The organism is Rhodobacterales bacterium HKCCA1288 (assembly GCA_015693905.1).
Taxonomy (GTDB): Bacteria; Pseudomonadota; Alphaproteobacteria; order Rhodobacterales; family Rhodobacteraceae; genus M30B80.
Genome location: CP065161.1, coordinates 1,187,940 through 1,209,322, shown reverse-complemented (window position 1 = coordinate 1,209,322; position 21,383 = coordinate 1,187,940). Strand labels below are relative to the sequence as shown.

General features: G+C 56.6%; 19 protein-coding genes. 7 read left to right on the top strand and 12 right to left on the bottom strand.

The genetic code is table 11. The annotated features are described in order from the left end of the window. The first annotated feature begins 51 nt into the window (after positions 1 to 51). Entirely contained in the window at positions 52 to 192 is a 141-nt protein-coding gene (locus tag I3V23_05885) for a hypothetical protein (GenBank protein QPI86490.1), read from the top strand. An 11-nt stretch (positions 193 to 203) separates the two neighbouring features. Here the strand turns inward: I3V23_05885 and I3V23_05880 are convergent, their stop codons facing one another. Continuing rightward, the gene (locus tag I3V23_05880; GenBank protein ID QPI86489.1) at positions 204 to 704 is read right to left on the bottom strand and encodes an Lrp/AsnC family transcriptional regulator; all 501 of its coding nucleotides are present in this window, start codon (positions 702 to 704) and stop codon (positions 204 to 206) included. A 245-nt stretch (positions 705 to 949) separates the two neighbouring features. Here I3V23_05880 and trxB point away from each other — a divergent pair, with 245 nt between their 5' ends. Continuing rightward, positions 950 to 1,915 carry a thioredoxin-disulfide reductase gene (trxB, locus tag I3V23_05875; protein ID QPI86488.1) on the top strand — a complete coding sequence of 322 codons (966 nt, stop codon included), beginning with the start codon at positions 950 to 952 and terminating at the stop codon, positions 1,913 to 1,915. Between the two features lie 209 nt (positions 1,916 to 2,124). Next, a complete protein-coding gene (locus I3V23_05870; protein ID QPI86487.1) occupies positions 2,125 to 3,831 on the top strand; it encodes a bifunctional sulfate adenylyltransferase/adenylylsulfate kinase in 1,707 nt (568 codons plus the stop codon). Between the two features lie 2 nt (positions 3,832 to 3,833). On the opposite strand, the gene I3V23_05865 is transcribed toward I3V23_05870, so the two are convergent. Then, entirely contained in the window at positions 3,834 to 5,318 is a 1,485-nt protein-coding gene (locus I3V23_05865) for a 2-isopropylmalate synthase (protein QPI86486.1), read from the bottom strand. A 173-nt stretch (positions 5,319 to 5,491) separates the two neighbouring features. Here I3V23_05865 and I3V23_05860 point away from each other — a divergent pair, with 173 nt between their 5' ends. Genes I3V23_05860 through I3V23_05850 form a run of 3 tightly spaced genes read left to right on the top strand, consistent with a single transcriptional unit; the run spans position 5,492 to position 9,173 of the window. Continuing rightward, on the top strand, positions 5,492 to 7,159 hold the full coding sequence (locus I3V23_05860) for an NAD+ synthase (protein ID QPI86485.1): 1,668 nt from the start codon (positions 5,492 to 5,494) through the stop codon (positions 7,157 to 7,159). Positions 7,160 to 7,164: 5 nt separating this feature from the next. After that, positions 7,165 to 8,307: an alpha-D-ribose 1-methylphosphonate 5-triphosphate diphosphatase gene (locus I3V23_05855; GenBank protein QPI86484.1), complete on the top strand. Its 1,143-nt coding sequence runs from the start codon at positions 7,165 to 7,167 to the stop codon at positions 8,305 to 8,307. Beyond that, positions 8,304 to 9,173, top strand: a complete 870-nt coding sequence (locus I3V23_05850) for a DMT family transporter (protein ID QPI86483.1) — start codon at positions 8,304 to 8,306, stop codon at positions 9,171 to 9,173. Before I3V23_05855 ends, I3V23_05850 begins: the two co-directional genes overlap by 4 nt. Here I3V23_05850 and I3V23_05845 read toward each other — a convergent pair. The 6 genes from I3V23_05845 to scpA form a co-directional block, all read right to left on the bottom strand. Further along, positions 9,170 to 9,619, bottom strand: a complete 450-nt coding sequence (locus I3V23_05845) for an NUDIX domain-containing protein (protein QPI86482.1) — start codon at positions 9,617 to 9,619, stop codon at positions 9,170 to 9,172. The genes I3V23_05850 and I3V23_05845 overlap by 4 nt on opposite strands. Then, on the bottom strand, positions 9,616 to 11,202 hold the full coding sequence (locus I3V23_05840; GenBank protein QPI86481.1) for a Ppx/GppA family phosphatase: 1,587 nt from the start codon (positions 11,200 to 11,202) through the stop codon (positions 9,616 to 9,618). The genes I3V23_05845 and I3V23_05840 overlap by 4 nt, the downstream gene beginning before the upstream one ends. Before the next feature lie 33 nt (positions 11,203 to 11,235). Then, positions 11,236 to 13,413, bottom strand: coding sequence for an RNA degradosome polyphosphate kinase (locus I3V23_05835; protein QPI86480.1), 2,178 nt, complete (start codon positions 13,411 to 13,413; stop codon positions 11,236 to 11,238). 52 nt (positions 13,414 to 13,465) lie between these two features. After that, the gene (locus I3V23_05830; GenBank protein ID QPI86479.1) at positions 13,466 to 14,140 is read right to left on the bottom strand and encodes a chromosomal replication initiator DnaA; all 675 of its coding nucleotides are present in this window, start codon (positions 14,138 to 14,140) and stop codon (positions 13,466 to 13,468) included. Between the two features lies 1 nt (position 14,141). After that, the gene (locus I3V23_05825) at positions 14,142 to 15,209 is read right to left on the bottom strand and encodes an AI-2E family transporter (GenBank protein ID QPI86478.1); all 1,068 of its coding nucleotides are present in this window, start codon (positions 15,207 to 15,209) and stop codon (positions 14,142 to 14,144) included. A gap of 96 nt (positions 15,210 to 15,305) precedes the next feature. Next, positions 15,306 to 17,435 (bottom strand): methylmalonyl-CoA mutase, encoded by a 2,130-nt coding sequence (gene scpA, locus I3V23_05820; protein ID QPI86477.1) that lies wholly within the window; start codon positions 17,433 to 17,435, stop codon positions 15,306 to 15,308. A gap of 134 nt (positions 17,436 to 17,569) precedes the next feature. On the opposite strand from scpA, the gene I3V23_05815 reads away from it, so the two are divergent. Then, a complete protein-coding gene (locus I3V23_05815; protein QPI86476.1) occupies positions 17,570 to 18,001 on the top strand; it encodes a DUF4174 domain-containing protein in 432 nt (143 codons plus the stop codon). A 21-nt stretch (positions 18,002 to 18,022) separates the two neighbouring features. On the opposite strand, the gene I3V23_05810 is transcribed toward I3V23_05815, so the two are convergent. From I3V23_05810 to I3V23_05795, 4 genes are all read right to left on the bottom strand, one after another. Further along, a complete protein-coding gene (locus I3V23_05810; protein ID QPI86475.1) occupies positions 18,023 to 20,068 on the bottom strand; it encodes an acetyl/propionyl/methylcrotonyl-CoA carboxylase subunit alpha in 2,046 nt (681 codons plus the stop codon). Between the two features lie 112 nt (positions 20,069 to 20,180). After that, positions 20,181 to 20,387 (bottom strand): hypothetical protein, encoded by a 207-nt coding sequence (locus I3V23_05805; GenBank protein ID QPI86474.1) that lies wholly within the window; start codon positions 20,385 to 20,387, stop codon positions 20,181 to 20,183. 280 nt (positions 20,388 to 20,667) lie between these two features. Next, positions 20,668 to 21,042, bottom strand: coding sequence for a hypothetical protein (locus I3V23_05800; GenBank protein ID QPI86473.1), 375 nt, complete (start codon positions 21,040 to 21,042; stop codon positions 20,668 to 20,670). A 54-nt stretch (positions 21,043 to 21,096) separates the two neighbouring features. Then, positions 21,097 to 21,243 (bottom strand): hypothetical protein, encoded by a 147-nt coding sequence (locus tag I3V23_05795; protein QPI86472.1) that lies wholly within the window; start codon positions 21,241 to 21,243, stop codon positions 21,097 to 21,099. Positions 21,244 to 21,383: the final 140 nt, after the last annotated feature.

Sequence of the window (21,383 nt, the reverse complement as noted above, 5' to 3'; positions counted from 1 at the left end):
TTTAGACCCATCGAAGCGCAATGTTGCGCGAATCTTTTTGGAGGGTCTGAGATGAAAACACGTTGGATGGAGTCGGTTATCGCGATGACCGAGCACGAAGCGCCACGCATGCCTTGGATGCGCGAAGAAACCGAAGTGCAGCGACCAGCGATGACGGATCGTGCAGAAATTGGCTTGAAACGGGCAGGATAATCCGCTTCGCCTTAATCCATCTTAGCCAGTCGGTCTTCGAGAACTTCGAAGGGTACGCCTGGTTGATCCTTAGCCCCACGAATGACAAGCGATGTGCGCACGCTTGCAACATTCGGGGCGGCGGTTAGGTGTTCGGTGAGGAAGCTTTGGAATGTGGACAGGTCAGGCGCCACGCATTTCAAGATGAAATCAATCTCGCCGTTCAGCATATGACATTCGCGCACGAGGGGCCACTCGGCACAGCGGTTTTCAAAGGCGACCAAATCAGCCTCAGCCTGACTGTGCAGGCCCACCATGGCGAAAACCTGAACTTCGAACCCAAGCATCCGCGCATCGACATCTGCGTGATAGCCGCGGATATAGCCCGACTCCTCCAAAGTGCGCACGCGCCGTAGGCAAGGGGGTGCAGAAATCCCAACGCGTTTGGCCAATTCCACATTGGTCATCCGCCCGTCATTTTGCAGTTCCGCAAGAATCTTGCGGTCAATCGGATCGAGTTTGGTCGTTGGCATTATTGTTATCCTCTCGCTCGCGACTTTGCGATCCTGAGCGATAATGCCAGAAATACGCAATTTTATTTCGCACCCGCGCAATATATGGAATATTGAGCGCCGCTTTGCAAGGCTTAGGCGGGGCTTTCATCGCGGGCGATCGGTGGTTATATCAGGATTAAGATAAGTGTCGCGCTGTGTCGTTCGGGTGTCATTGCCCATGCTGCGATGGCGGCGCGTGACAGGTTTAATGAAGGATCCATCTCATGAGTGCAACCCGCCATACCCGTCTATTGATTATTGGCTCTGGCCCTGCGGGCTATACGGCGGCGGTTTACGCCAGCCGTGCTATGCTCGAGCCGATTTTGGTGCAAGGCATCCAACCGGGCGGACAGTTGACCATCACAACGGATGTTGAAAACTGGCCGGGTGATGCCTCCGTCATGGGGCCTGATCTCATGGTGCGGATGGAGAACCACGCCCGCGAGATGGGGGCAGAGATCATCTCGGATCATATTTCTGATCTCGATTTATCGCAGCCCCCTTTCCGCGCTTCGGGCGATACAGGCACAACATATACGGCCGATGCTGTGGTTCTGGCGACAGGCGCGCAGGCGCGGTGGTTGGGCTTGCCCTCTGAAGAGCATTTCAAGGGCTTTGGCGTGTCGGCTTGTGCGACCTGTGATGGGTTCTTCTATCGCGGGCAAGAGGTGGTGGTTATCGGTGGCGGCAATACAGCCGTTGAGGAGGCGCTGTTTCTCACCAATTTCGCCTCAAAGGTCACATTGATCCACCGCCGCGATAGCCTGCGTGCGGAAAAGATCATGCAAGATCGCCTTTTCAAAAATCCGAAAATCGAGGTGATCTGGAACCACGAGGTGGATGAGGTGGTCGGGACAGATGCCCCCCGTGGTGTTGAGGCGGTCAAAGCGCGCCATGTCGAGACTGGCGCCATCACCGAAGTGCCTTGCAAAGGGTTTTTCGTGGCCATTGGCCATGCACCTGCCAGCGATTTGATCAAGGATCAGCTTAAGCTGCATTCGGGCGGTTATGTTTGGGTTGAACCCGGCACGACCCGCACCTCGATCCCTGGCGTTTTTGCGGCGGGGGATTTGACCGACCACACCTATCGCCAAGCGGTCACAAGCGCGGGCATGGGCTGTATGGCCGCTTTGGATGCCGAGCGGTGGTTGGCGGAACAAGCGGCAGGTGATGTGAAAGCCGCCGAATAGGGCTAAGAACAGGGGCTGCGTGATTGCCGATTTTTCAGCACCGCCATTTCGTTTGCGGCGGATCGGCAATCACGCTGTTTCTTTTTTCTTTGAAAAAGACAGCTTTGCTTGAATTTCGCCACATTCGGGGTCTATGGCGGCGCTGAATGCGGGGCCGTGTCGTTTTTTGCGGCCCCTAATGTTTTGACCCTTGTTGGAAAGTAAACTTGATGGCTGCCCAATTTCACGCCCCGATCCCTGAACTTTATGTTTCTTACGACTCCGCGCAGAAGCTCAAGCTTGAGGCCGCGGAGTTGGTTTCATGGGATCTGACCCCGCGCCAAATCTGCGATTTGGAATTGCTGATGAATGGCGGGTTCAACCCGCTCAAAGGGTTTTTGGGGCAGGAGGATTATGACAGCGTGGTCGAGACCATGCGTCTGGCAGATGGCACGCTTTGGCCGATGCCGATCACGCTTGATATTTCCGAGGACTTCGCCGCCAAGGTCGAGACGGGCCAAGATATCGCACTGCGCGATCAGGAGGGGGTGATCCTTGCGATCCTCTCTATCTCTGACAAATGGGTGCCCAATAAGGCGCGCGAGGCAGAAAAGGTGTTTGGCGCAGATGATCTGGCCCATCCTGCGGTAAACTATCTGCATCATGTGGCAGGCCCCGTTTATTTGGGCGGGGCGATCACGGGGATCCAACAGCCCGTGCATTACGATTTCCGCGCACGCCGTGATACGCCCAACGAGATGCGGGCCTATTTCCGCAAATTGGGGTGGAAGCGGATTGTTGCCTTCCAAACCCGCAACCCGCTGCACCGCGCGCATCAGGAATTGACCTTCCGCGCCGCCAAAGAGGCACAGGCAAACCTACTGATCCATCCTGTGGTTGGCATGACTAAGCCCGGCGATGTGGATCACTTTACCCGTGTGCGCTGCTACGAGGCTGTGCTTGATAAATACCCTGCCGCAACCACAACCATGAGCTTGCTGAACCTTGCCATGCGCATGGCTGGCCCGCGCGAGGCGGTTTGGCACGGCTTGATCCGCGCCAATCATGGCTGCACCCATTTCATCGTGGGGCGCGATCACGCGGGGCCAGGAAAGAATTCAAACGGCGAAGATTTCTATGGCCCCTATGACGCGCAGGAGCTGTTCAAGCAGCACCAAGACGAAATTGGCCTTGAGATGGTGGATTTCAAGCACATGGTCTATGTGCAAGAAAAGGCCCAATATTACCCCGCCAATGAGGTACCAGAGGGCGACACTGTTCTGGATATTTCGGGCACGGAACTGCGCCGCCGTCTGCGCGAGGGGTTGGAAATTCCCGAATGGTTCTCCTTCCCTGAGGTGGTTAAGGAATTGCGCCGCACCTCTCCACCGCGCAGCAAGCAGGGCTTTACAGTGTTTTTCACGGGGCTTTCAGGCTCGGGCAAATCGACCATTGCGAATGCCCTGATGGTCAAGCTGATGGAAATGGGCGGCCGTCCTGTGACGCTGCTTGATGGGGATGTGGTGCGCAAGCATCTCTCCTCGGAATTGGGGTTTAGCAAGGAACACCGCGATATCAATATTCGCCGCATTGGCTATGTCGCTTCGGAGATCACGAAGAATGGCGGGATCGCCATTTGCGCCCCCATCGCGCCTTATACAGCGACCCGCCGCTCAGTGCGCGAGATGGTTGAAAGCTTTGGCGCTTTTGTTGAAGTGCATGTGGCCACCAGCCTTGAAGAATGCGAGCGCCGTGACCGCAAGGGTCTCTATAAATTGGCGCGCGAGGGCAAAATCAAGGAATTCACTGGGATTTCTGATCCTTACGAGGCCCCAACCGCCGCAGAATTGGTGGTCGATACCGAAGGCACAGAGGTGGATTACTGCGCGCAGCAGGTGCTGTTGAAACTCGAAAGCATGGGGCTGATTGCAGCCTGATTTTACTGCGATTGCGGTTCGCTGACATCAGGGGTTTCGGGGGCAGGTGGCAAATCCGCCGCCCCCGCGCCCACGAATTGGCCGTTTTCCCACAGTCCTTCTACCACTTGGCCCGTGGCGTAGGTCAGTCGCCCTTGACCTTGGCGGGTTCCGTTTTCAAACGTCCCTTCATAAACATCGCCCGAGCGATAGCGCGCCACGCCTTGACCTGTGATTTCACCTGCGCGCCAAGCGCCCTCATAGGTAAACCCATCGGCCATCTCGAGGCGGCCTATGCCTTCGCGCGCCCCGCCTACGAATTGCCCACGATAGCTGCTGCCATCAGGATAGGTTGTGATCCCTTCCCCCTCGCGCAGGCCTGCGTTCCATCCGCCCTCGTAGCGATAGCCGTTGGTTGAGGTCATGACCCCTTGGCCGTGTTGGCGCCCATTGAGGAATTGGCCCTCATAGCGCAACCCATCGGCATATTCCGCAATGCCAAAGCCTTGCATCGCCCCCGCGACCCAATCGCCCTCGTATTTGGTGCCGTCAGGATAGGTTATGGTTCCCGTCCCATGGGCCAAATCATTTTCAAATCCGCCAGCATAGACCACCCCATCTGGGTAGGTCATCACGCCTTGCCCCTCAATGCGCCCTTCGACCCATTGGCCTTCATAAACAAGCCCCTGATGCCCTGTGAAACGACCTTGGCCATGGCGGCGGTCATTGAGAAATTCGCCCTCATAGAGATCGCCATTCGCATAGCGCACTACGGCTTGGCCTTGGCGCGCGCCATTGACCAAACCGCCCTCATATATATCGCCATTGGGTTGGGTCAGGCTGCCTTGACCGTTGATCTGATCATTTTCCCATTCGCCCTCAAACACCATGCCATCCGAGGTTTCCAAACGTCCTGCGCCGTGGCGCATATCGTTGAGAAATTCCCCCACATATGTTGAGCCATCTGGGAAAGTGAGGCTTCCTTGGCCATGCTTCTGGCCAGATTGCCACCCACCTTCATAGACGTAACCATCAGTGTTAGACAGCCGCCCCTGTCCCTCTTGAAGGCCTGCGACAAAGCTGCCCGTATAGGTCATTCCGTTGGAATAAAAGGCGCGCCCTTCGCCCGACATGAGGCCGTCTGCCCAAGTGCCTGTATATGTTGATCCATCGACAAAGGTGATCGTGCCTTGGCCATTGGGTTTGCCCGCCACAAACGAGCCTTCATAGACCGACCCATCAGGAAAGGTTGCGCGGCCTTCGCCCATAATTTGGCCATCAACCCACTGCCCCGTATATTCATACCCGTTGGGCAAAGTATAGGTGCCCGTCCCGTGTTGCAGCCCGTTGCGGAATTGCCCGCGATAGATCGCGCCATTGTCATATTGCTGTTCGTCACGGATGATTTCGCCCTCTTGGGCAAGCCCGCTCTGCGGCGCTAATCCAAAAAAAAGACCAAGCAAAGCTGCCTGTGCTGTCCTTTCCAAGGGGCGCATTTTATTTCGCATATTTAGCAAATGTCCCATCTGCTTCCTCTGGCCTTGTCAAAGAAACTATTGAAGCCCGCCTCATCTCGCAACGTCTTTTGCGCCTTTGGGTGCGATCAATATGCGCAATGGCCTTGGCCTGCGGGTTTGATCTGCTAGAACCTCGGGTGAGTGAGTAGGGAAGGCACAGCTAAATGGCGTCTCGGTTTTGTTTGAGTGTTGCGCAGATTAACCCCACAGTCGGTGATCTCGCAGGCAATGCACAAAAGGTCTTGGCTTATTGGGCCGAAGCGCGGGATGCGGGGGCTGATTTGGTGGTGTTCCCCGAAATGGCGCTGACGGGCTATCAGCTGCAAGACCTTGTCACGCGGCCCGCTTTTTTGGCCTCAGTCGTGCAGGCCTTAGAAGATTTGGCAGAGGCCACCAAGGATGGCCCTGCCTGTGGGATTGGCGTGCCTTTGCCTGCCGAAGGCGGGGGTATCAACAATGCCTATGTCATTTTGCAAGGCGGCGTGCAGATTGCGCGGATCAATAAACATCATTTGCCTAATGACAGCGTTTTTGACGAAAAGCGGTATTTCAAGTCAGGCAATCCGTCTGGCCCCGTGCGCATTGGCCCTGTGCGGATCGGCATCCCGATTTGTGAAGATGCGTGGCATGAGGACATTACCGAGACGCTCGCCGAAGCGGGATCAGAGGTTTTGCTTGTCACCAATGGCTCGCCCTATCATCGCGGCAAGATGGGATTGCGGCAGACCCATATGGTCGCGCGCGTGATCGAGACGGGCCTGCCATTGATCTATCTGAACCTTGTCGGTGGGCAAGATGATCAGATTTTTGATGGGGCCAGTTTCGCCTTGAACCAAGGCGGGGCCTTGGTGGCGCAGATGCCCGCCTTTGAAGAAGGACTGACCCATCTGACACTTCAAGAGGGGGCTGAGGGCTGGCAGATTGACAAGACTGACCTGACGCGCCTGCCCGATGACATCGAGGCGGATTATCACGCGATGGTTTTGGGTCTGCGTGATTACATGGCCAAGGCAGGGTTTTCTCGCGCGGTTTTGGGCCTGTCGGGTGGGGTGGATTCGGCCTTGGTTGCGGCCATTGCCGCCGATGCCATTGGCCCTGAAAACGTGCATTGCGTGATGCTGCCTTCGCGCTATACCTCGCAGGCTTCGCTTGATGATGCCCGCGATGTGGCCCAGATGCTTGGGGTCAGGCTTGACAGTTTGCCGATTGAGGCCCCGAAAGAGGCGGTTGAGGCCACGCTTGCCCCGCTCTTTGCAGGCCGCGATCCAGATTTGACCGAGGAAAACATCCAATCCCGTTTGCGCGGGGTTCTTCTGATGGCGTTGTCGAATAAATTCGGCGAAATGTTGTTGACCACAGGCAATAAATCCGAGGTCGCGGTAGGTTATGCCACCATCTATGGCGATATGGCGGGGGGCTATAACCCGATCAAAGACCTTTACAAAACGCGCGTCTTTGCAACATGCCATTGGCGCAATGCCAACCACCGCGCTTGGATGAAAGGGCCAGACGGGCCTGTGATGCCTGTGTCAGTGATTGAAAAGCCGCCATCGGCGGAATTGCGCGATGATCAAAAAGACGAGGATAGCCTGCCGACATATGAGGTTTTGGATGCCATCCTTGAGGGGCTGATAGATCATGAGGCAAGCGTTGCAGATTTGGTTGCACAAGGGTTTGATGCCGCGACAGTCAAGCGGGTTGAGCATCTGATCTACATTTCGGAATATAAGCGCTTTCAATCCGCACCGGGGGCGCGGCTGACGTCCCGCGCATTCTGGTTGGATCGGCGCTATCCAATCGTCAATCGCTGGCGCGATCCATCTGCGGAATAGGGCGCATGCTGGGTCTGAACCTAACGCTAATGGGGGCTGAGGTCTTGGGCCCTGAGGGGCTTGCGCCGCGCCCTGTGAGCATAGCGGAGGGGGTTATCACCCAAGATCAAGGCCCGCGCTGTATTGATCTATCTGGCTATATCATCTTGCCGGGATTGGTCGATTTCCATGGCGATGGGTTCGAACGCCATGTTGCGCCCCGCCGTGGGGCCGTTGTTGACCCGCGCGAGGGGATACGTCCCATCGAAGCGGAGTTGGCGGCCAATGGGATAACGACAGCTATGCTTGCACAATTCTACTCTTGGGAGGGGGGGATGCGCGGCCCCGATTTCGCCGCCGCCATGGCCCGCGCCTTGCAAGATGCGCAGGGCTTGATCTGTGATTTGCGTCTGCAATTGCGCGTTGAGATGAATATGGTCGACCATTTCGCCGCGATTTTAGACTTGGTGCGCGATCACCAAATCGCGTGCGTGGTGTTTAATGATCATCTGCCGCATGAGGCTTTAGCGGCGGGAAAACGCCCGCCACGTTTGACGGGGCAGGCGCTTAAGGCGGGCCGCTCGCCTGAGGCACATCTCGCGTTTCTGCACAGCCTCCATGACCGAAAGCCCGAAGTGATGCCTGCCTTGCGTGATCTGGCGGGACAGCTTTCTGAACTTGGGGTGGTGATGGGCAGCCATGATGACGCAACCCCCGCCGCACATGCGCAATTCTCGGAGATTGGCGTCAGCTTGGCGGAATTTCCTGAAACAGTCGAAGCCGCAGAGGCCGCGCGCGCAGAAGGCCATGGCGTGGTGATGGGGGCGCCCAATGTTCTGCGTGGCGGGTCGCATGCGGGCAAGGTCTCTGCGCGGCTTTTGGTCGAAGCGGGTTTGGTCGATGCGTTGGCGTCAGATTACCACTACCCTGCTTTGCTGCGCGCCGCGCTGACTTTGTGGCAAGGGGGAATGGGTTTGACAGAGGCTTGGGCGCTCGTGTCCTCTGGCCCCGCGCGGCTTTTGGGTTTGGAGGATCGTGGTGTGATTGCCACGGGCAAGCGCGCCGATTTTGTCATCCTAGATGCCAAAAGCCATGCGGTGGCTGCCACAATCGCGGGCGGGCAGATTGCCTATGCGCGCGGGGATATTGTGCAAAGGCTGTTGTCATGACGCGGTTGATCTTCGCGGCCCTTCTGACCTTGATTGCCTTTGCTGCCAATTCGGTGCTGAACCGTATGGCCGTGGCGGGGGGGCATATCAGCGTTGGGGATTTCGCAATTTGGCGTGTGGCTGCGGGCGCTGTGACGCTGCTTGGCCTGAGTGTGATTTTACGCGGGCGGACGTTTCTGACGATTGCGCGCGCCAATCCCAAGATGCGCCTTGCGGGCGGGTTTTGCCTTGCGACCTATATGTTGGGCTTTTCATTGGCCTATTTGAAATTGGATGCAGGCTTGGGCACTTTGCTGCTCTTCGGCGCGGTGCAATTGACCATGTTTTCAGGATCGCTCCTTTTGGGGGAGGGGGTGTCACCCCGCCGCTTGGGGGGCGCGGCTGTCGCGCTTGCAGGGTTGGTTTGGCTGCTTCTGCCAGAAGGGCAGATCACTTTGCCGCTAGATGCGGTCACTGCAATTGCGGTCGCAGGGTTAGGATGGGGGGGCTATTCGCTTTTGGGGCGAAAGGCCCGCGACCCGATCCCTGAAACAGCCGTGAATTTTTGGATTGCCTTTGGCCTTTGCGCCTTGGCCCTGTTCTTGTTTCCCCTTCCCGAAGGTCAGACTGCCGATGCAACGGGGCGGGGTTTGGCGATCCTGTCAGGTGCGGTGACTTCGGGAATGGGTTATGCGCTGTGGTATACGATCTTGCCGCATCTGGGTGCCGCCCGCGCAGGGCTTGCGCAGCTCAGTGTGCCGCCTTTGGCAATTTTGGGCGGTGTGCTGCTGTTGGACGAGGTTTTGACGCTGCATTTGATCGCTGCAAGCCTCGTGGTCATTGGTGGCGTGGCCTATGGTCTGACGGGCGCGCATAAAGCGCCTTAGCGCAGAATTGGCTCTAGCGCGTCATAGATCATGATCTCGCCATCCCATGCAACGCGTGCAAGACTATCAGGTTTCACCCTTAGGGTCGCAAGCTCTGCACGCGTCACCCAGCGCCTTTCGCTCACCACACCCTCTGGATCGCGCCACTCTCCCGTAAGATTGCCTGCGATATGGGTCACATGAAAATAAATATCGACCTGATGAAATGTGCCGTGAGGGTCGTGGAACTCGTTGACCAAGCAGGGTGCCCCTACCTCAACTGTCAGCCCCGTTTCTTCGTGAAACTCGCGCTGCAGGTTTTCGGGCAGGGATTGGCCTGCCTCAACCCCACCGCCTGGGGCGCAATACAGCGCCCCTTCACGCCCCTTATAGGCATTCACAAGCAACAGCTTATCTGCCACCACCAACAGGCCGCGCACGGCCAAACGGGGTTTGGCGCGGATCATCGGCTGTTGCGCTCATCGGTGATGGCGGGCGTAAGACCCATAGACAAGGCTAAAGCCCCGAAACGTGCTTGGGCGACTTCGCCAAACAGGTCATCCGCCGCATCGCTGAGCAAATGTAGGATCAATTTTTTGCGCCGCCTGTTCACTTCGAGATAGCAATGATCCAGCGGTTTTTCCAAGGTCAGCATCGCTCCAAAGCGCATGGCGCGCCCCAAAATCTCGGCCTCTTGCACCTCGGTCTCGGGCAAGAGGGTCAAGAGATTGGTGTCAAAATGTGTCGCCTCGCGGTTCGATTTATACCGATGCAACAGGGCAAGACCCAAATAGACGCGTTCCCAATGGGCGAGCCCGCCCAAATTGGCGCGCGTTGCATTGTCAAAACATGTCTCGGCCCGATAGTCGGGATGCGCGCGCCATGAGACATCATGCAGCAAGCACGCCGCACGGATCAGTCGCTTTTTTGCGGGCTTTGCCCGTGGAAAAAGCGGCTCAACAAAATGATAGAGTTTGCGCCCAAACCCTGGAATGCGGGCTGACATGGCCTCGGCGTGGCGGGCGGCCTCGATCAGCGGGTCGCGTTGGCGCAGCTCTTCGGACATTTGTTCATAGAGCAGACCTTCGCGGATACCATAGCTTGAGATGGCCACATCGCGTGGTTTCAACTGCCGCAGCAATTCCTTCAGCACGATCGCCGCAAGGGGCACAAGGCGCAGACGTTCAAGACTGGTGCCTGTCTGTGCGCGCAGCGTCTCGATATCGGTCTTGGCAATATATTTAATCGTTTCAAGAATGGCCTTTGGCGTCATGCGATATTCATGCAAAACCTTAAGCGGGTAGCCGCGCCGCTCCATATCGATCCGCGCGATAGCGCGCCATGATCCGCCGACTAAGAACAGCCTTTGGTGATCTTCGGGAAATTCAGCCTTGAGCTCCGCAATGCGTGCTTTGATATGCGCCTTGATTGCGCGTTTGCCGCCTGTGATCCCCATCAGCTTCAGCGGCCCAAGATCCACCGATCTGCGCCGCCCGATGCTGCCGCCGCCTTCAAGGGCGGCCAATTCCATTGATGAGCCACCAATATCGCAGATCAACCCATAGGCTCCGGGCCACCCCAAGAGAACGCCCTGCGCAGAAAGACGGGCCTCCTCTTCGCCTGTTACGATGCGGATCGCGAGGCCTGTTTGATCAAGCACATCTTTGCGGAAGTCCGCGCCATCTTGAGCATCGCGCACCGCCGCAGTGGCCACAGTCAAAAGAGGTGCCACCCCCATGCCCTTGCACAGCGTGGCAAAGCGGCGCAGCGCGACAAGGGCGCGCTGGCGGCCTTCTGGGTTTAAGCGCCCCGTTTCTGCAAAGCCTTCCCCTAAACCACAGAGAATTTTTTCATTGTAGAAATAGGCAGGGCTGCGGGCGGCCCCATCAAACACTACCATCCGCACAGAGTTTGAGCCGATGTCGATAACCCCCACCCGAGAGAGCGAACGGGCATGATCGGCATCAAAAAGGGGCGCGCCGAAAGGCCCCCATTCAGGATGATCCTCAACCACCAATTCGGATTTCTCAGCGGGCGCCACGATACTCATGGAATTGGTTGTTTCACAAAGCGTGGTCTTGCGTCAATCTTCTGTATGGGTCAATTCGGGCACATCATTTGCCCCCGCAGACCCCCGCCCTGAAAGGGATGGGTTTTCCATAAAAAAGCGGTGACAGTTGAAGGGTTGGTCAATCACGCTGAGGTCAGGGCGCAGGAAACTTCCATCAGGCTGCAACATCCAAGATTGCGCGACATCTGCCATATTCGCCGCCATAATTTGGCTGACAATCTGCGCCTTTACAGTCGGGTTTTTACATTCGACCAAAGTCTCTACGCGGCGACCGAGATTGCGGCCCATCCAGTCAGCTGAAGAAATATAGACCCGCGCCTTTTTCGAAGGCAGCCCCGCCCCATTTCCAAAGCAAACGATACGGGAATGTTCGAGAAAGCGGCCCACGATAGATTTGACGCGGATATTTTCAGACAGCCCTTTGATATTGGGACGCAAGCCGCAAATGCCGCGCAGCACCAGATCAATTCGCACCCCAGCCTGAGATGCGCGATAGAGCGCGTCAATCACATCGGGATCGATGAGACTGTTCATCTTGGCCCACATCATCGCAGGGCGACCCGCTTTTGCATGGGCAATCTCGGCATCGATTTCCTCTAAGATGCGCGATTTTAGGTTGATGGGCGAGATGGACAGGTTTTCCAGCCCCTCAGGTTCGGCATAGCCGCCTACATAATTAAACACTTTGACCGCATCGCGCCCCAAAGAATCGTCACAGGTAAAGAGGCTAAGGTCAGTGTAAATTCGCGCCGTGATCGGGTGATAATTGCCTGTCCCATAATGGGTATAGGTCACCAATCGGTCACCCTCACGGCGCACAACCGAGCTGATCTTGGCATGGGTTTTATAGTTGATGAAGCCATAGATCACATGGGCGCCTGCGCGCTCGAGTTTGCGTGACTGCCGAATATTGGCGGCCTCGTCAAAACGGGCTTTCAACTCCACAAGGGCCGTAACTGACTTGCCGTTTTCCGCCGCTTCACACAGGGCCGCCACAATCGGGCTTTCATTTGAGGTGCGATACAGCGTCTGTTTGATCGCCACAACATTCGGGTCGCGCGCGGCCTGTGCGAGGAAGCGGATCACCATGTCAAAGGTTTCATAGGGGTGATGCAAAAGCATATCTTTTTGGCGGATTGCGGCGAACATATCGCCTTCAAAATCCTGCACCCGTTCTGGCACGCGCGGGGCAAAGGCGGGCCACAGCAAATCGGGCCGCTCGTCAATCACCAACTCCTTGAGATGCACAAGGCCAATCATGCCGCGCACTTCGACAATCTCAGTGTCATCCACGCCCAATTGGTCGATGATCTCATCGCGCAGATCTTCGGGCGCGCCCGCGCTGATTTGAAGGCGCACCACTTCGCCACGGCGGCGGCGTTTGAGGGCGGTTTCAAATTCACGCACCAAATCTTCGGCTTCTTCCTCAACCTCCAAATCGCTGTCGCGCAGGACGCGGAAGGTGCAGGAACCTGTCAACTCATAGCCAGGAAATAATTTGCCAAGATGCAGCAGCAGCAGCTCTTCAAGGGGCAAGAACCGCGCTTGGCCTTCTGCGGCGGGCAGTCGAATGAAGCGATCAATTTGCGCAGGGATTGGCAGCAGCGCCGATAACATCCGCCCATCTTTGCTACGCTTCATCTGGAGGGCGAGGGCAAACCCCTCGTTTGGGATGAAGGGAAACGGATGCGCGGGGTCAATCGCCAAGGGCGACAAGATTGGAAAGACGCGGCGGATGAAAATCTCTTCAAGATCTGCCTTGTCGCGCGCCTTGAGATTGGCGCGGGTGCAGACCGTGATCTTTTCGGCCTCTAATTCGGATTTCAGCTTGCGCCACACCTGTTGTTGATAGGTCATCAATTTGCGCGCATCTGCGTTGATGAGCTTGAGCTGTTCAATCGCAGTGCGCCCATCGTCAGATGGGGTTGTGTTGCCACTATGGGCCAATTCGCGCAAACCTGCCACGCGCACAGTGTAGAACTCGTCCAGATTGCTTGCCGAGATTGACACAAAGCGCACCCGCTCAAGCAGGGGAACACGCGGATTTTCCGCCTCATCCAAAACGCGCCAATTAAAGGCCAACCAACTCAATTCGCGGTTGAAATAACGGCTAGGCCCCGTGATCTCCCGCTCAGGAAGGGTCACGGGATCAGGCATGGGGGCATTCAGGAAATCTGTAAAATGTGTCATGCCTGCGTCTTTACTGGCTCTCTATCACAATTCAATGACAGTCAACATTGGCTCACCCCTCCATCCCAAGGATTGCACGGGCATGCGAAAGGCTTGGGGATTTTCCTTCAGAAAGGGCTTGTTGATCAAGTTCTATCACAAAATCGATCACGGCTTTGAAACTGCGCTCAATGCGGGGCAGCGCGTAATGTAGGACTGATGCAGGCAGGCTGATGCCGCGGTCATGGGCCAGTTTCATCGTGACCGCCATTAAGGCCGCATCATCTGGGGCCTCAAGGCGCAGCAGATCGGCCTGACGCAAGCGGCTCTCAAGATCGGGCAGGGCGATGCCCCAGGCCTCTGGCTTGTCGCGAGCGGTCAGCAAGAGTGGCGCTTGACGGGTGGCTGCATCGTTGTGCAGGTGAAACAGCATTTCCTCACGCGCAGCATCGCCTGCGATTTGGTCGCAATCTTCAATCACCAAAGCACAGGCTTGCATGAGTTTTGGGATGTCTGCCTCTTGCAGCCCCGTTGCGTTGTGGATCAGCGCCCCTGATTGTGCCGCAAACACATGGGCGAGGTGGGTTTTTCCCGCGCCTTCAGGCCCGATCAAGATCATTTTTGACAAGGGCCAATGGTGCCACGCGTCAATGCCCGCGACCGCAACCGCGTTGCAGGGGGAAAGAAAGAAATCTTGCCGCCCCATAGCTGCGCGATAGGGCAGATCAAATTGCATCTGTTTGGCCATGTCAGTCGTCCTGAGGGGGTTCAAGCCCGCGATAGAGCAGGCTTGCCTGATAGCGGGTTATGGCAAAGCGCACCAAAACGCCGATCACTGCGGCCACAGGCACAGCAACCAGAAGCCCGACAAAGCCAAACACCGCCCCAAAGGCCGAGAGCGCGAAGATCAGCCAAACGGGATGCAACCCAACGGAGGAGCCGACCAGTTTCGGGGTCAATACATTGCCCTCAAGCATCTGTCCGACCTGAAAGATGATTGCGATGGCTGCGATGCTCCACCAATCTCCCCAGAATTGGAAAAGGGCAAGCCCTATGGATAAAAGCCCCCCCACCAAAGCGCCAACATAGGGGATAAAGGTCAAAAGCCCTGCAATCAAACCCACCACAAGCCCAAATTGCAAGCCAACGACCATGAGCGCGATGGCATAAAATGTGCCCAAGATGAGACACACTGTGCCTTGCCCCCGCACAAACCCTGCCAAAGTGCGATCCACATCAGCGGCGATTTGACGGATCACGGGGCGATGGTCGCGGGGCAGCAATTCATCGATACGGGCCACCATATGATCCCAATCGAGCAACATGTAAAAGGCGACAACAGGCACAACGACCATAAACACGATCGCGTTTACTACGTTGATTGCTGAACTGAGAGCCGTATTGAGCAATTCGCCCCCGCGCGCCTGAATGGTCTGGCCGACCGAGACCAAGGATTGGCGCAAAGGCGATCCATCATCCATCAATGACGGAAACTGTTGGGTCAAAAAGGCCTGCAATTCGCTGAATATTTGCGGTGCGGATTGGATTAACGCCGTGGCTTGCGCCACCAAAAGTGGAACGATCACAAAAATACCTGCCACGACCACCAAAAGCGCAACCAAGGAGATCACGGTTGTAGCCGCCGCACGACCAAGCCCCCATTTCTCAAGCCGATCTGCGAGAGGATCAAGAAAATAGGCAATCGCCCCCCCTGTCAAAAAGGGCAGAATGACATCACCCAAGAACCATAACAGCGCCAAAAAGACGGCAATAATGCCACCCCAAATCGCTGCTTGTTGTTTGATTGGCAATGCCATTGATTGCGCGCGCCTTTGAACCAGACTTCCCTTTCCTCACATCTGCGGCATTGCTGCCTGTGGTTCAAGGGGTTTCGCCAAAGGCGCGCTGCAAAACTATCCCCGTGCCTCGCGAATAAGGCGCAGAATATCGGCGGCTGCGGCGGGGATGTTCGTGCCAGGCCCAAAGATTGCCTTGACCCCTGCAGCCTTGAGGAAGTCGTAATCTTGCTGCGGGATCACGCCGCCGCAAATGACGATGATTTCCTCGGCACCTTGCGCCTTAAGTGCGGCGATCAATTTGGGTGCTAGGGTCTTGTGACCTGCCGCCTGACTGGAAATGCCCACCACATGGACGTCATTGTCGATGGCATCTTGGGCCGCCTCATCGGGCGTTTGGAACAAGGGGCCGACATCCACATCAAAGCCTATATCAGCAAAGGCCGTGGCGATCACCTTGGCGCCACGATCATGGCCGTCTTGGCCCATTTTGACCACCAACATGCGGGGGCGGCGGCCTTCTTCCTCTGCGAAAGTTTCGACATCTTTTTGAATTTGTGCAAAGCCCGCATCGCCTTCATAGGCCGCGCCATAGACCCCTGCGAGAGTTTTGACCTCGGCGCGGTGACGCCCGAATGTTTTCTCCATCGCCATGCTGATCTCTCCTACGCTGGCCCTTGCGCGTGCCGCATCAACGGCCGCTTCGAGAAGGTTGCCGCCCTCTGCTGCGCGGCGGGTCAATTCGGCCAAAGCCGCCTCAACCGCCGCCCCATCTCGGGTGGCGCGGATATGCTCAAGCCGCGCGATTTGTGACGCGCGCACCTTGTCATTATCGACTTCGAGAATGTCGATCTGGTCTTCTTTTTCTTTGCGATATTTGTTGACGCCAACGATCACCTCTTGGCCACGATCAATCATGGCTTGGCGTTTGGCGGCGGATTCCTCGATCCGCAATTTCGGCAGACCCGAAGCCACAGCTTTGGTCATGCCGCCCATATCTTCAACTTCCTCAATCAGTTTCCAAGCAGCTTCGGCGAGGTCATGGGTGAGCTTTTCGACATAGTAAGACCCAGCAAGCGGGTCGACCACATCGGTCACGCGTGTTTCTTCTTGCAGCACCAATTGCGTGTTGCGCGCGATACGCGCCGAGAATTCGGTGGGCAGCGCAATCGCTTCATCAAGCGCATTGGTATGAAGGCTTTGCGTCCCGCCCAAGACCGCTGACATGGCCTCATAGGCCGTGCGGATCACGTTGTTATAGGGGTCTTGCTCTTGCAGGCTTACGCCTGAAGTCTGGCAATGGGTGCGCAGCATTTTCGAGCGGGGATCTTTGGGGTCAAACTCGTCCATGATCCGCGACCAGAGCAGGCGCGCGGCACGTAGCTTGGCGATTTCCATGAAGAAATCCATGCCAATGGCAAAGAAAAAGCTGAGACGGCCCGCGAATTTGTCGACATTCATGCCGCGCGCAATCGCAGCGCGCACATATTCGCGGCCATCGGCCAAAGTATAGGCCAATTCCTGCACCAAATTGGCGCCTGCCTCTTGCATGTGATAGCCTGAGATTGAGATCGAATTGAATTTTGGCATCTCATTGGAGGTATATTCGATGATATCCGCCACTATCCGCATCGAGGGCTCTGGTGGATATACATAGGTGTTACGCACCATGAATTCTTTGAGGATGTCATTCTGGATCGTGCCAGACAGGGCGGCTCGGGACACGCCTTGCTCCTCGCCTGCTACGATGAAATTGGCCAAGATGGGGATAACGGCCCCGTTCATCGTCATCGACACCGACACTTGATCGAGCGGGATGCCATCAAAGAGGATTTTCATATCTTCAACGCTGTCGATGGCCACGCCTGCTTTGCCGACATCCCCCTCGACACGGGGGTGGTCGCTGTCATAGCCGCGATGGGTGGCGAGGTCGAAGGCGACCGAGACGCCCTGCTGCCCCGCTGCAAGGTTCTTGCGATAGAAGGCGTTTGACTCTTCGGCAGTTGAGAAACCCGCATATTGGCGGATCGTCCAAGGGCGGCCCGCATACATCGTGGCCTTTACCCCCCGCGTGAAGGGCGCAAATCCGGGTAAATTCCCCATATGGGGCAAGTCTTGGATGTCCTCTTGGGTGTAAAGCGGTTGGACAGTGATCCCCTCAAGCGTTTCCTTGTTCAAACTCTCAAGCGGCTTGTCGCGCAATTCTTTCGAGGCGAGCTCTTGCCAGTCTTTTTTGGTCACAGTCATATCCGTCTTCCTCTGTCCTTCATCTGCGGCGCAAATCCTTGTGGCGGAAATGCTTGTTTGGCGCAGTTTCTCGTAGCTTCGGCCTTTGGTTTCGTGGCTTAGGCCCTATATGTCTTTCATCAGCAGGAGGCGTGATGAAACGGGTTCTTTCCTTTGTGATTACAGTCTGGATGGCACTCGCCCCCAATGGCGCATGGGCCGATGAGGGGGGGGAGTTGCCGATTTTGCGGGCCGAAGATGTCAGTCTGGATGACTATCTGTGGACGGCGCGACCGCTGATTGTTTTCGCCGACACCGAGGCCGATCCGCGGTTTGCGGAACAAATGGCGCGGCTTGCGGCGCGCCCCGCCCCGTTGTTGGAGCGCGATGTTGTCGTGATCATCGACACTGACCCCGATGGCCAAAGTGACATTCGCAGCACCTTGCGCCCGCGTGGTTTTGCAGTCGTGATTTTGCAGAAAGATGGCCGTGTCGGCCTGCGCCGCCCCAGCCCGCGCGATGTGCGCGAACTGACCCGCGCGATTGACAATTTCGCCCTGCGTCAGGACGAGTTGCGCAACCGCTAGGCTTTGGGCGGCAAGGGTCATTTATACGAACTCCATTATCACATCATCGACCGCAAGGCTGTCGCCTGCTGCGGCGTTGATCTTGGCCACAACACCCTTGCGCTCAGCGCGGAGGATGTTTTCCATCTTCATGGCCTCAACTGTGCAAAGGGCCTGACCCTCTTGCACTTCTTGGCCTTCCTCAACGCTGAGTTTCACCATCAATCCTGGCATTGGGCAAAGCAGAAGGCGCGAAGTATCTGGGGGCAGCTTTTCAGGCATCAGGCGCGCAAGCTCGGCTTGGCGCGGGCTGCGAATGAACAGTTTGAAATCCGCGCCGCGCGTGCGCACGCGGAAGCCCTGCGGAATTTTTGACACTTTCACAGTCAATGGGCTGCCATCAACAGTCAGTTTTGCCAACATCGTTCCAGGCCGCCAATCCGATGTCACTCGTATGTCTTGACCATCATCAAAGCGAATTGTGGCCCCGTCATGATCTGCCGTAATGGTCACAGACCATTCTGTTTCACCCATGCGCGCAACCCAGTGATTGCCAACCACACGCTCGTGATTGTCCATCCGACCCGACACGCGGGTGCGGCGGATTTCGCTGACGCGATACATTGCGGTTGCGGCGGCCACGACACGGCGCATTTGATCCTCAGGCAAGGTCACGCCTTCGAAGCCTTCGGGATATTCCTCGGCGATAAAGGCCGTGGTCATATCACCTGACACGAATTTCGGATGATCCATTACGGCAGAGAGGAAGGGCAGGTTGTGGCCAATCCCCTCCAACTCGAATCCGTCTAGGGCGTGGCGCATGGCCTCGATGGACTCTGCCCGCGTTGGGGCCCAAGTGCACAGCTTGGCGATCATCGGGTCGTAATACATGCTGATTTCGCCGCCTTCGTAGACGCCCGTATCGTTGCGTGTCGCCGTATCGCCCTTGGGGGCATCGCCCTGCCATTTGCCACTTTCCAACAGCGGCCCCGCAGCCACTTCGACAGGGGGGCGATAGCGGGACAGGCGGCCGATTGAAGGCAAGAAGTTCCGATACGGGTCTTCTGCATAGAGGCGGCTTTCCATGGCCCAACCTGTCAGCGTCACATCCTTTTGCGAGAAAGGCAGTTTCTCGCCATAGGCGACACGGATCATCTGCTCGACCAGATCAACGCCCGTGATCAACTCGGTCACAGGATGCTCCACCTGCAAACGGGTGTTCATTTCAAGGAAGTAGAAATTGCGATTGCCATCGACAATAAATTCAACTGTGCCTGCGCTGGTGTAATTCACTGCTTGGGCCAAGGCCACGGCCTGCTCGCCCATGGATTTGCGGGTGGCCTCATCCAAGAAGGGCGAGGGGGCTTCTTCGATCACTTTTTGGTTGCGGCGTTGGATTGAACATTCGCGCTCGCCTAAATAGACGCAATTGCCGTGACCATCGGCGAGAACCTGAATTTCGATATGGCGCGGCTGGGTTACGAATTTCTCGATAAAGATGCGGTCATCCCCAAAGGAATTGGCCGCTTCATTCTTGGAGGATTGGAACCCTTCGCGTGCCTCGTCATCATTCCATGCAATGCGCATCCCCTTGCCGCCGCCGCCTGCGGAGGCCTTGATCATCACGGGATAGCCGATCTCATTGCTGATTTTCACAGCTTCTTCAGCATCTTCAATCAGCCCCATATAGCCCGGAACAGTTGAGACTCCTGCCTCTTTGGCGAGTTTCTTTGAGGTGATCTTATCCCCCATGGCCTCAATCGCGCCTGCAGGTGGCCCGATAAAGGCCACGCCTGCAGCCTCAAGGGCTTCGGCGAATTTCTTATTTTCGGACAAGAACCCATAGCCGGGATGCACGGCCTCGGCACCCGTTGCCTTGATGGCTGCCATCACCTTATCGATGACGATATAACTTTCATTGGCGGGGGCGGGGCCGATATGCACCGCCTCATCTGCCATTTGCACATGCAGCGCGTTGCGATCCGCATCGGAATAGATCGCCACAGTGGCGATGCCCATTTTGCGCGCGGTTTTGATGACGCGACAGGCGATTTCGCCACGGTTGGCAATCAGAATTTTTTTGAACATGGGTTCACGTTCCTTCCTTTTGGGCCAAGCTGGCCGTCTGTCTCAAACAAAAAGCCGCGTGCGGGGCGCTTCCCCACACGCGGCGATTTGAATTTTTACGTATTGCGCTGGGTTAGCGGCGGCACAGCCCCACATCGTCACAAAGCGCACCGCCTGCTGCGCCGACAATGGCGCCTGTGGCAATGTCGCCATCCAAGATAACAGCTGCACCAGCCCCCGCAGCGGCGCCAACGCCCGCGCGCTCAATATCTGAGGAGACGCAAGCCGAAAGCATTGCGCCCACAAGAACGATGCCGAAGAGTTTGAGTGTTTTTTGCATATTGGATCTCCTGTCCGATGACTGCCTCTATGCGAAAATAATACATGTTTTATCCATGCAATCCTAGAGGGTCGATGCGCGGGGCGCACCGACCCTTTCGAAGGGGAATAGATGGAACATCTTGGGGCCGTATGGGCCCCGCTGCAGCGGCTAGAATAGGAGGTAAAATCCGTTGCGTGATCAATCATATGGGCAGGCGGCTGCCGTGCTTCAAGCGGGGAAGCGGGCGCAGATTTGGCATCGGCGGCAATTCGCTGAAATCTGTCGAAGATGGGCAGATTCATGCCGATCCCCCCTCCCAAACGCCTGATCCATCAAAGGCTTCAGGGAAGGCGGCCTGCGCGCGGGCCACATCAATCCGCAAAAGCGCATCATAGCTTTCTGGATCAAACGGGTCTTCGGCGGCGATAATTTCGCGCCCAAAGAGCCATGACAGGCGACCTGCATCGAGATTTCCCCGCTCGAAAGGGGCCTCGCCGAAATAGAGCCACAACGCCTCCATGAAAGCTGCATCTGCGCGGCGATCTGCGGCTTTGCGATCCGCAAAACGCTCGCGGCGCTTAAGGGGGGTGGCCCCTTCACGGCTTTCACGGCGGATGGTGAAGTGATAATCGGTGCCTGGAAGGCGCGAGGGGAAACCGCGATGCTTGATCATGGCCGCACCTCGTAAGGAGCGGCCATCGTGAACCCAAACCGATTATAACGCGGTTCAGCGGTATTTGTTGTAAACAGGCTCTGGCATGATTGGTGCAGGCTCGACATAGATGACTTCGTCTTGCACAGGCGCGCGTTGCGCACAGCCTGCAAGGCTGGCCAAACCTGCCGCAACCAGAATAATTTTGATGCTCGCTGACATCTTGCTCTCCTCAACTTTGTTATAGGCGCAAATTCGCTTCCGAATTCGCGCAACGCTTTGGCCATGAACTCATGGCTTGCGCGCATCATATACGCAGTCAAAGGAAATTCCCAATATAAATTAAACATGATTTTCATGCC

Bases quoted from the DNA above. Each gene is read 5' to 3' on its own strand.
- I3V23_05885 (QPI86490.1), top strand. From the start codon at position 52: ATGAAAACACGTTGGATGGAGTCGGTTATCGCGATGACCGAGCACGAA.
- I3V23_05880 (QPI86489.1), bottom strand. From the start codon at position 704: ATGCCAACGACCAAACTCGATCCGATTGACCGCAAGATTCTTGCGGAA.
- trxB (QPI86488.1), top strand. From the start codon at position 950: ATGAGTGCAACCCGCCATACCCGTCTATTGATTATTGGCTCTGGCCCT.
- I3V23_05870 (QPI86487.1), top strand. From the start codon at position 2,125: ATGGCTGCCCAATTTCACGCCCCGATCCCTGAACTTTATGTTTCTTAC.
- I3V23_05865 (QPI86486.1), bottom strand. From the start codon at position 5,318: ATGCGAAATAAAATGCGCCCCTTGGAAAGGACAGCACAGGCAGCTTTG.
- I3V23_05860 (QPI86485.1), top strand. From the start codon at position 5,492: ATGGCGTCTCGGTTTTGTTTGAGTGTTGCGCAGATTAACCCCACAGTC.
- I3V23_05855 (QPI86484.1), top strand. From the start codon at position 7,165: ATGCTGGGTCTGAACCTAACGCTAATGGGGGCTGAGGTCTTGGGCCCT.
- I3V23_05850 (QPI86483.1), top strand. From the start codon at position 8,304: ATGACGCGGTTGATCTTCGCGGCCCTTCTGACCTTGATTGCCTTTGCT.
- I3V23_05845 (QPI86482.1), bottom strand. From the start codon at position 9,619: ATGATCCGCGCCAAACCCCGTTTGGCCGTGCGCGGCCTGTTGGTGGTG.
- I3V23_05840 (QPI86481.1), bottom strand. From the start codon at position 11,202: ATGAGTATCGTGGCGCCCGCTGAGAAATCCGAATTGGTGGTTGAGGAT.
- I3V23_05835 (QPI86480.1), bottom strand. From the start codon at position 13,413: ATGACACATTTTACAGATTTCCTGAATGCCCCCATGCCTGATCCCGTG.
- I3V23_05830 (QPI86479.1), bottom strand. From the start codon at position 14,140: ATGGCCAAACAGATGCAATTTGATCTGCCCTATCGCGCAGCTATGGGG.
- I3V23_05825 (QPI86478.1), bottom strand. From the start codon at position 15,209: ATGGCATTGCCAATCAAACAACAAGCAGCGATTTGGGGTGGCATTATT.
- scpA (QPI86477.1), bottom strand. From the start codon at position 17,435: ATGACTGTGACCAAAAAAGACTGGCAAGAGCTCGCCTCGAAAGAATTG.
- I3V23_05815 (QPI86476.1), top strand. From the start codon at position 17,570: ATGAAACGGGTTCTTTCCTTTGTGATTACAGTCTGGATGGCACTCGCC.
- I3V23_05810 (QPI86475.1), bottom strand. From the start codon at position 20,068: ATGTTCAAAAAAATTCTGATTGCCAACCGTGGCGAAATCGCCTGTCGC.
- I3V23_05805 (QPI86474.1), bottom strand. From the start codon at position 20,387: ATGCAAAAAACACTCAAACTCTTCGGCATCGTTCTTGTGGGCGCAATG.
- I3V23_05800 (QPI86473.1), bottom strand. From the start codon at position 21,042: ATGATCAAGCATCGCGGTTTCCCCTCGCGCCTTCCAGGCACCGATTAT.
- I3V23_05795 (QPI86472.1), bottom strand. From the start codon at position 21,243: ATGTCAGCGAGCATCAAAATTATTCTGGTTGCGGCAGGTTTGGCCAGC.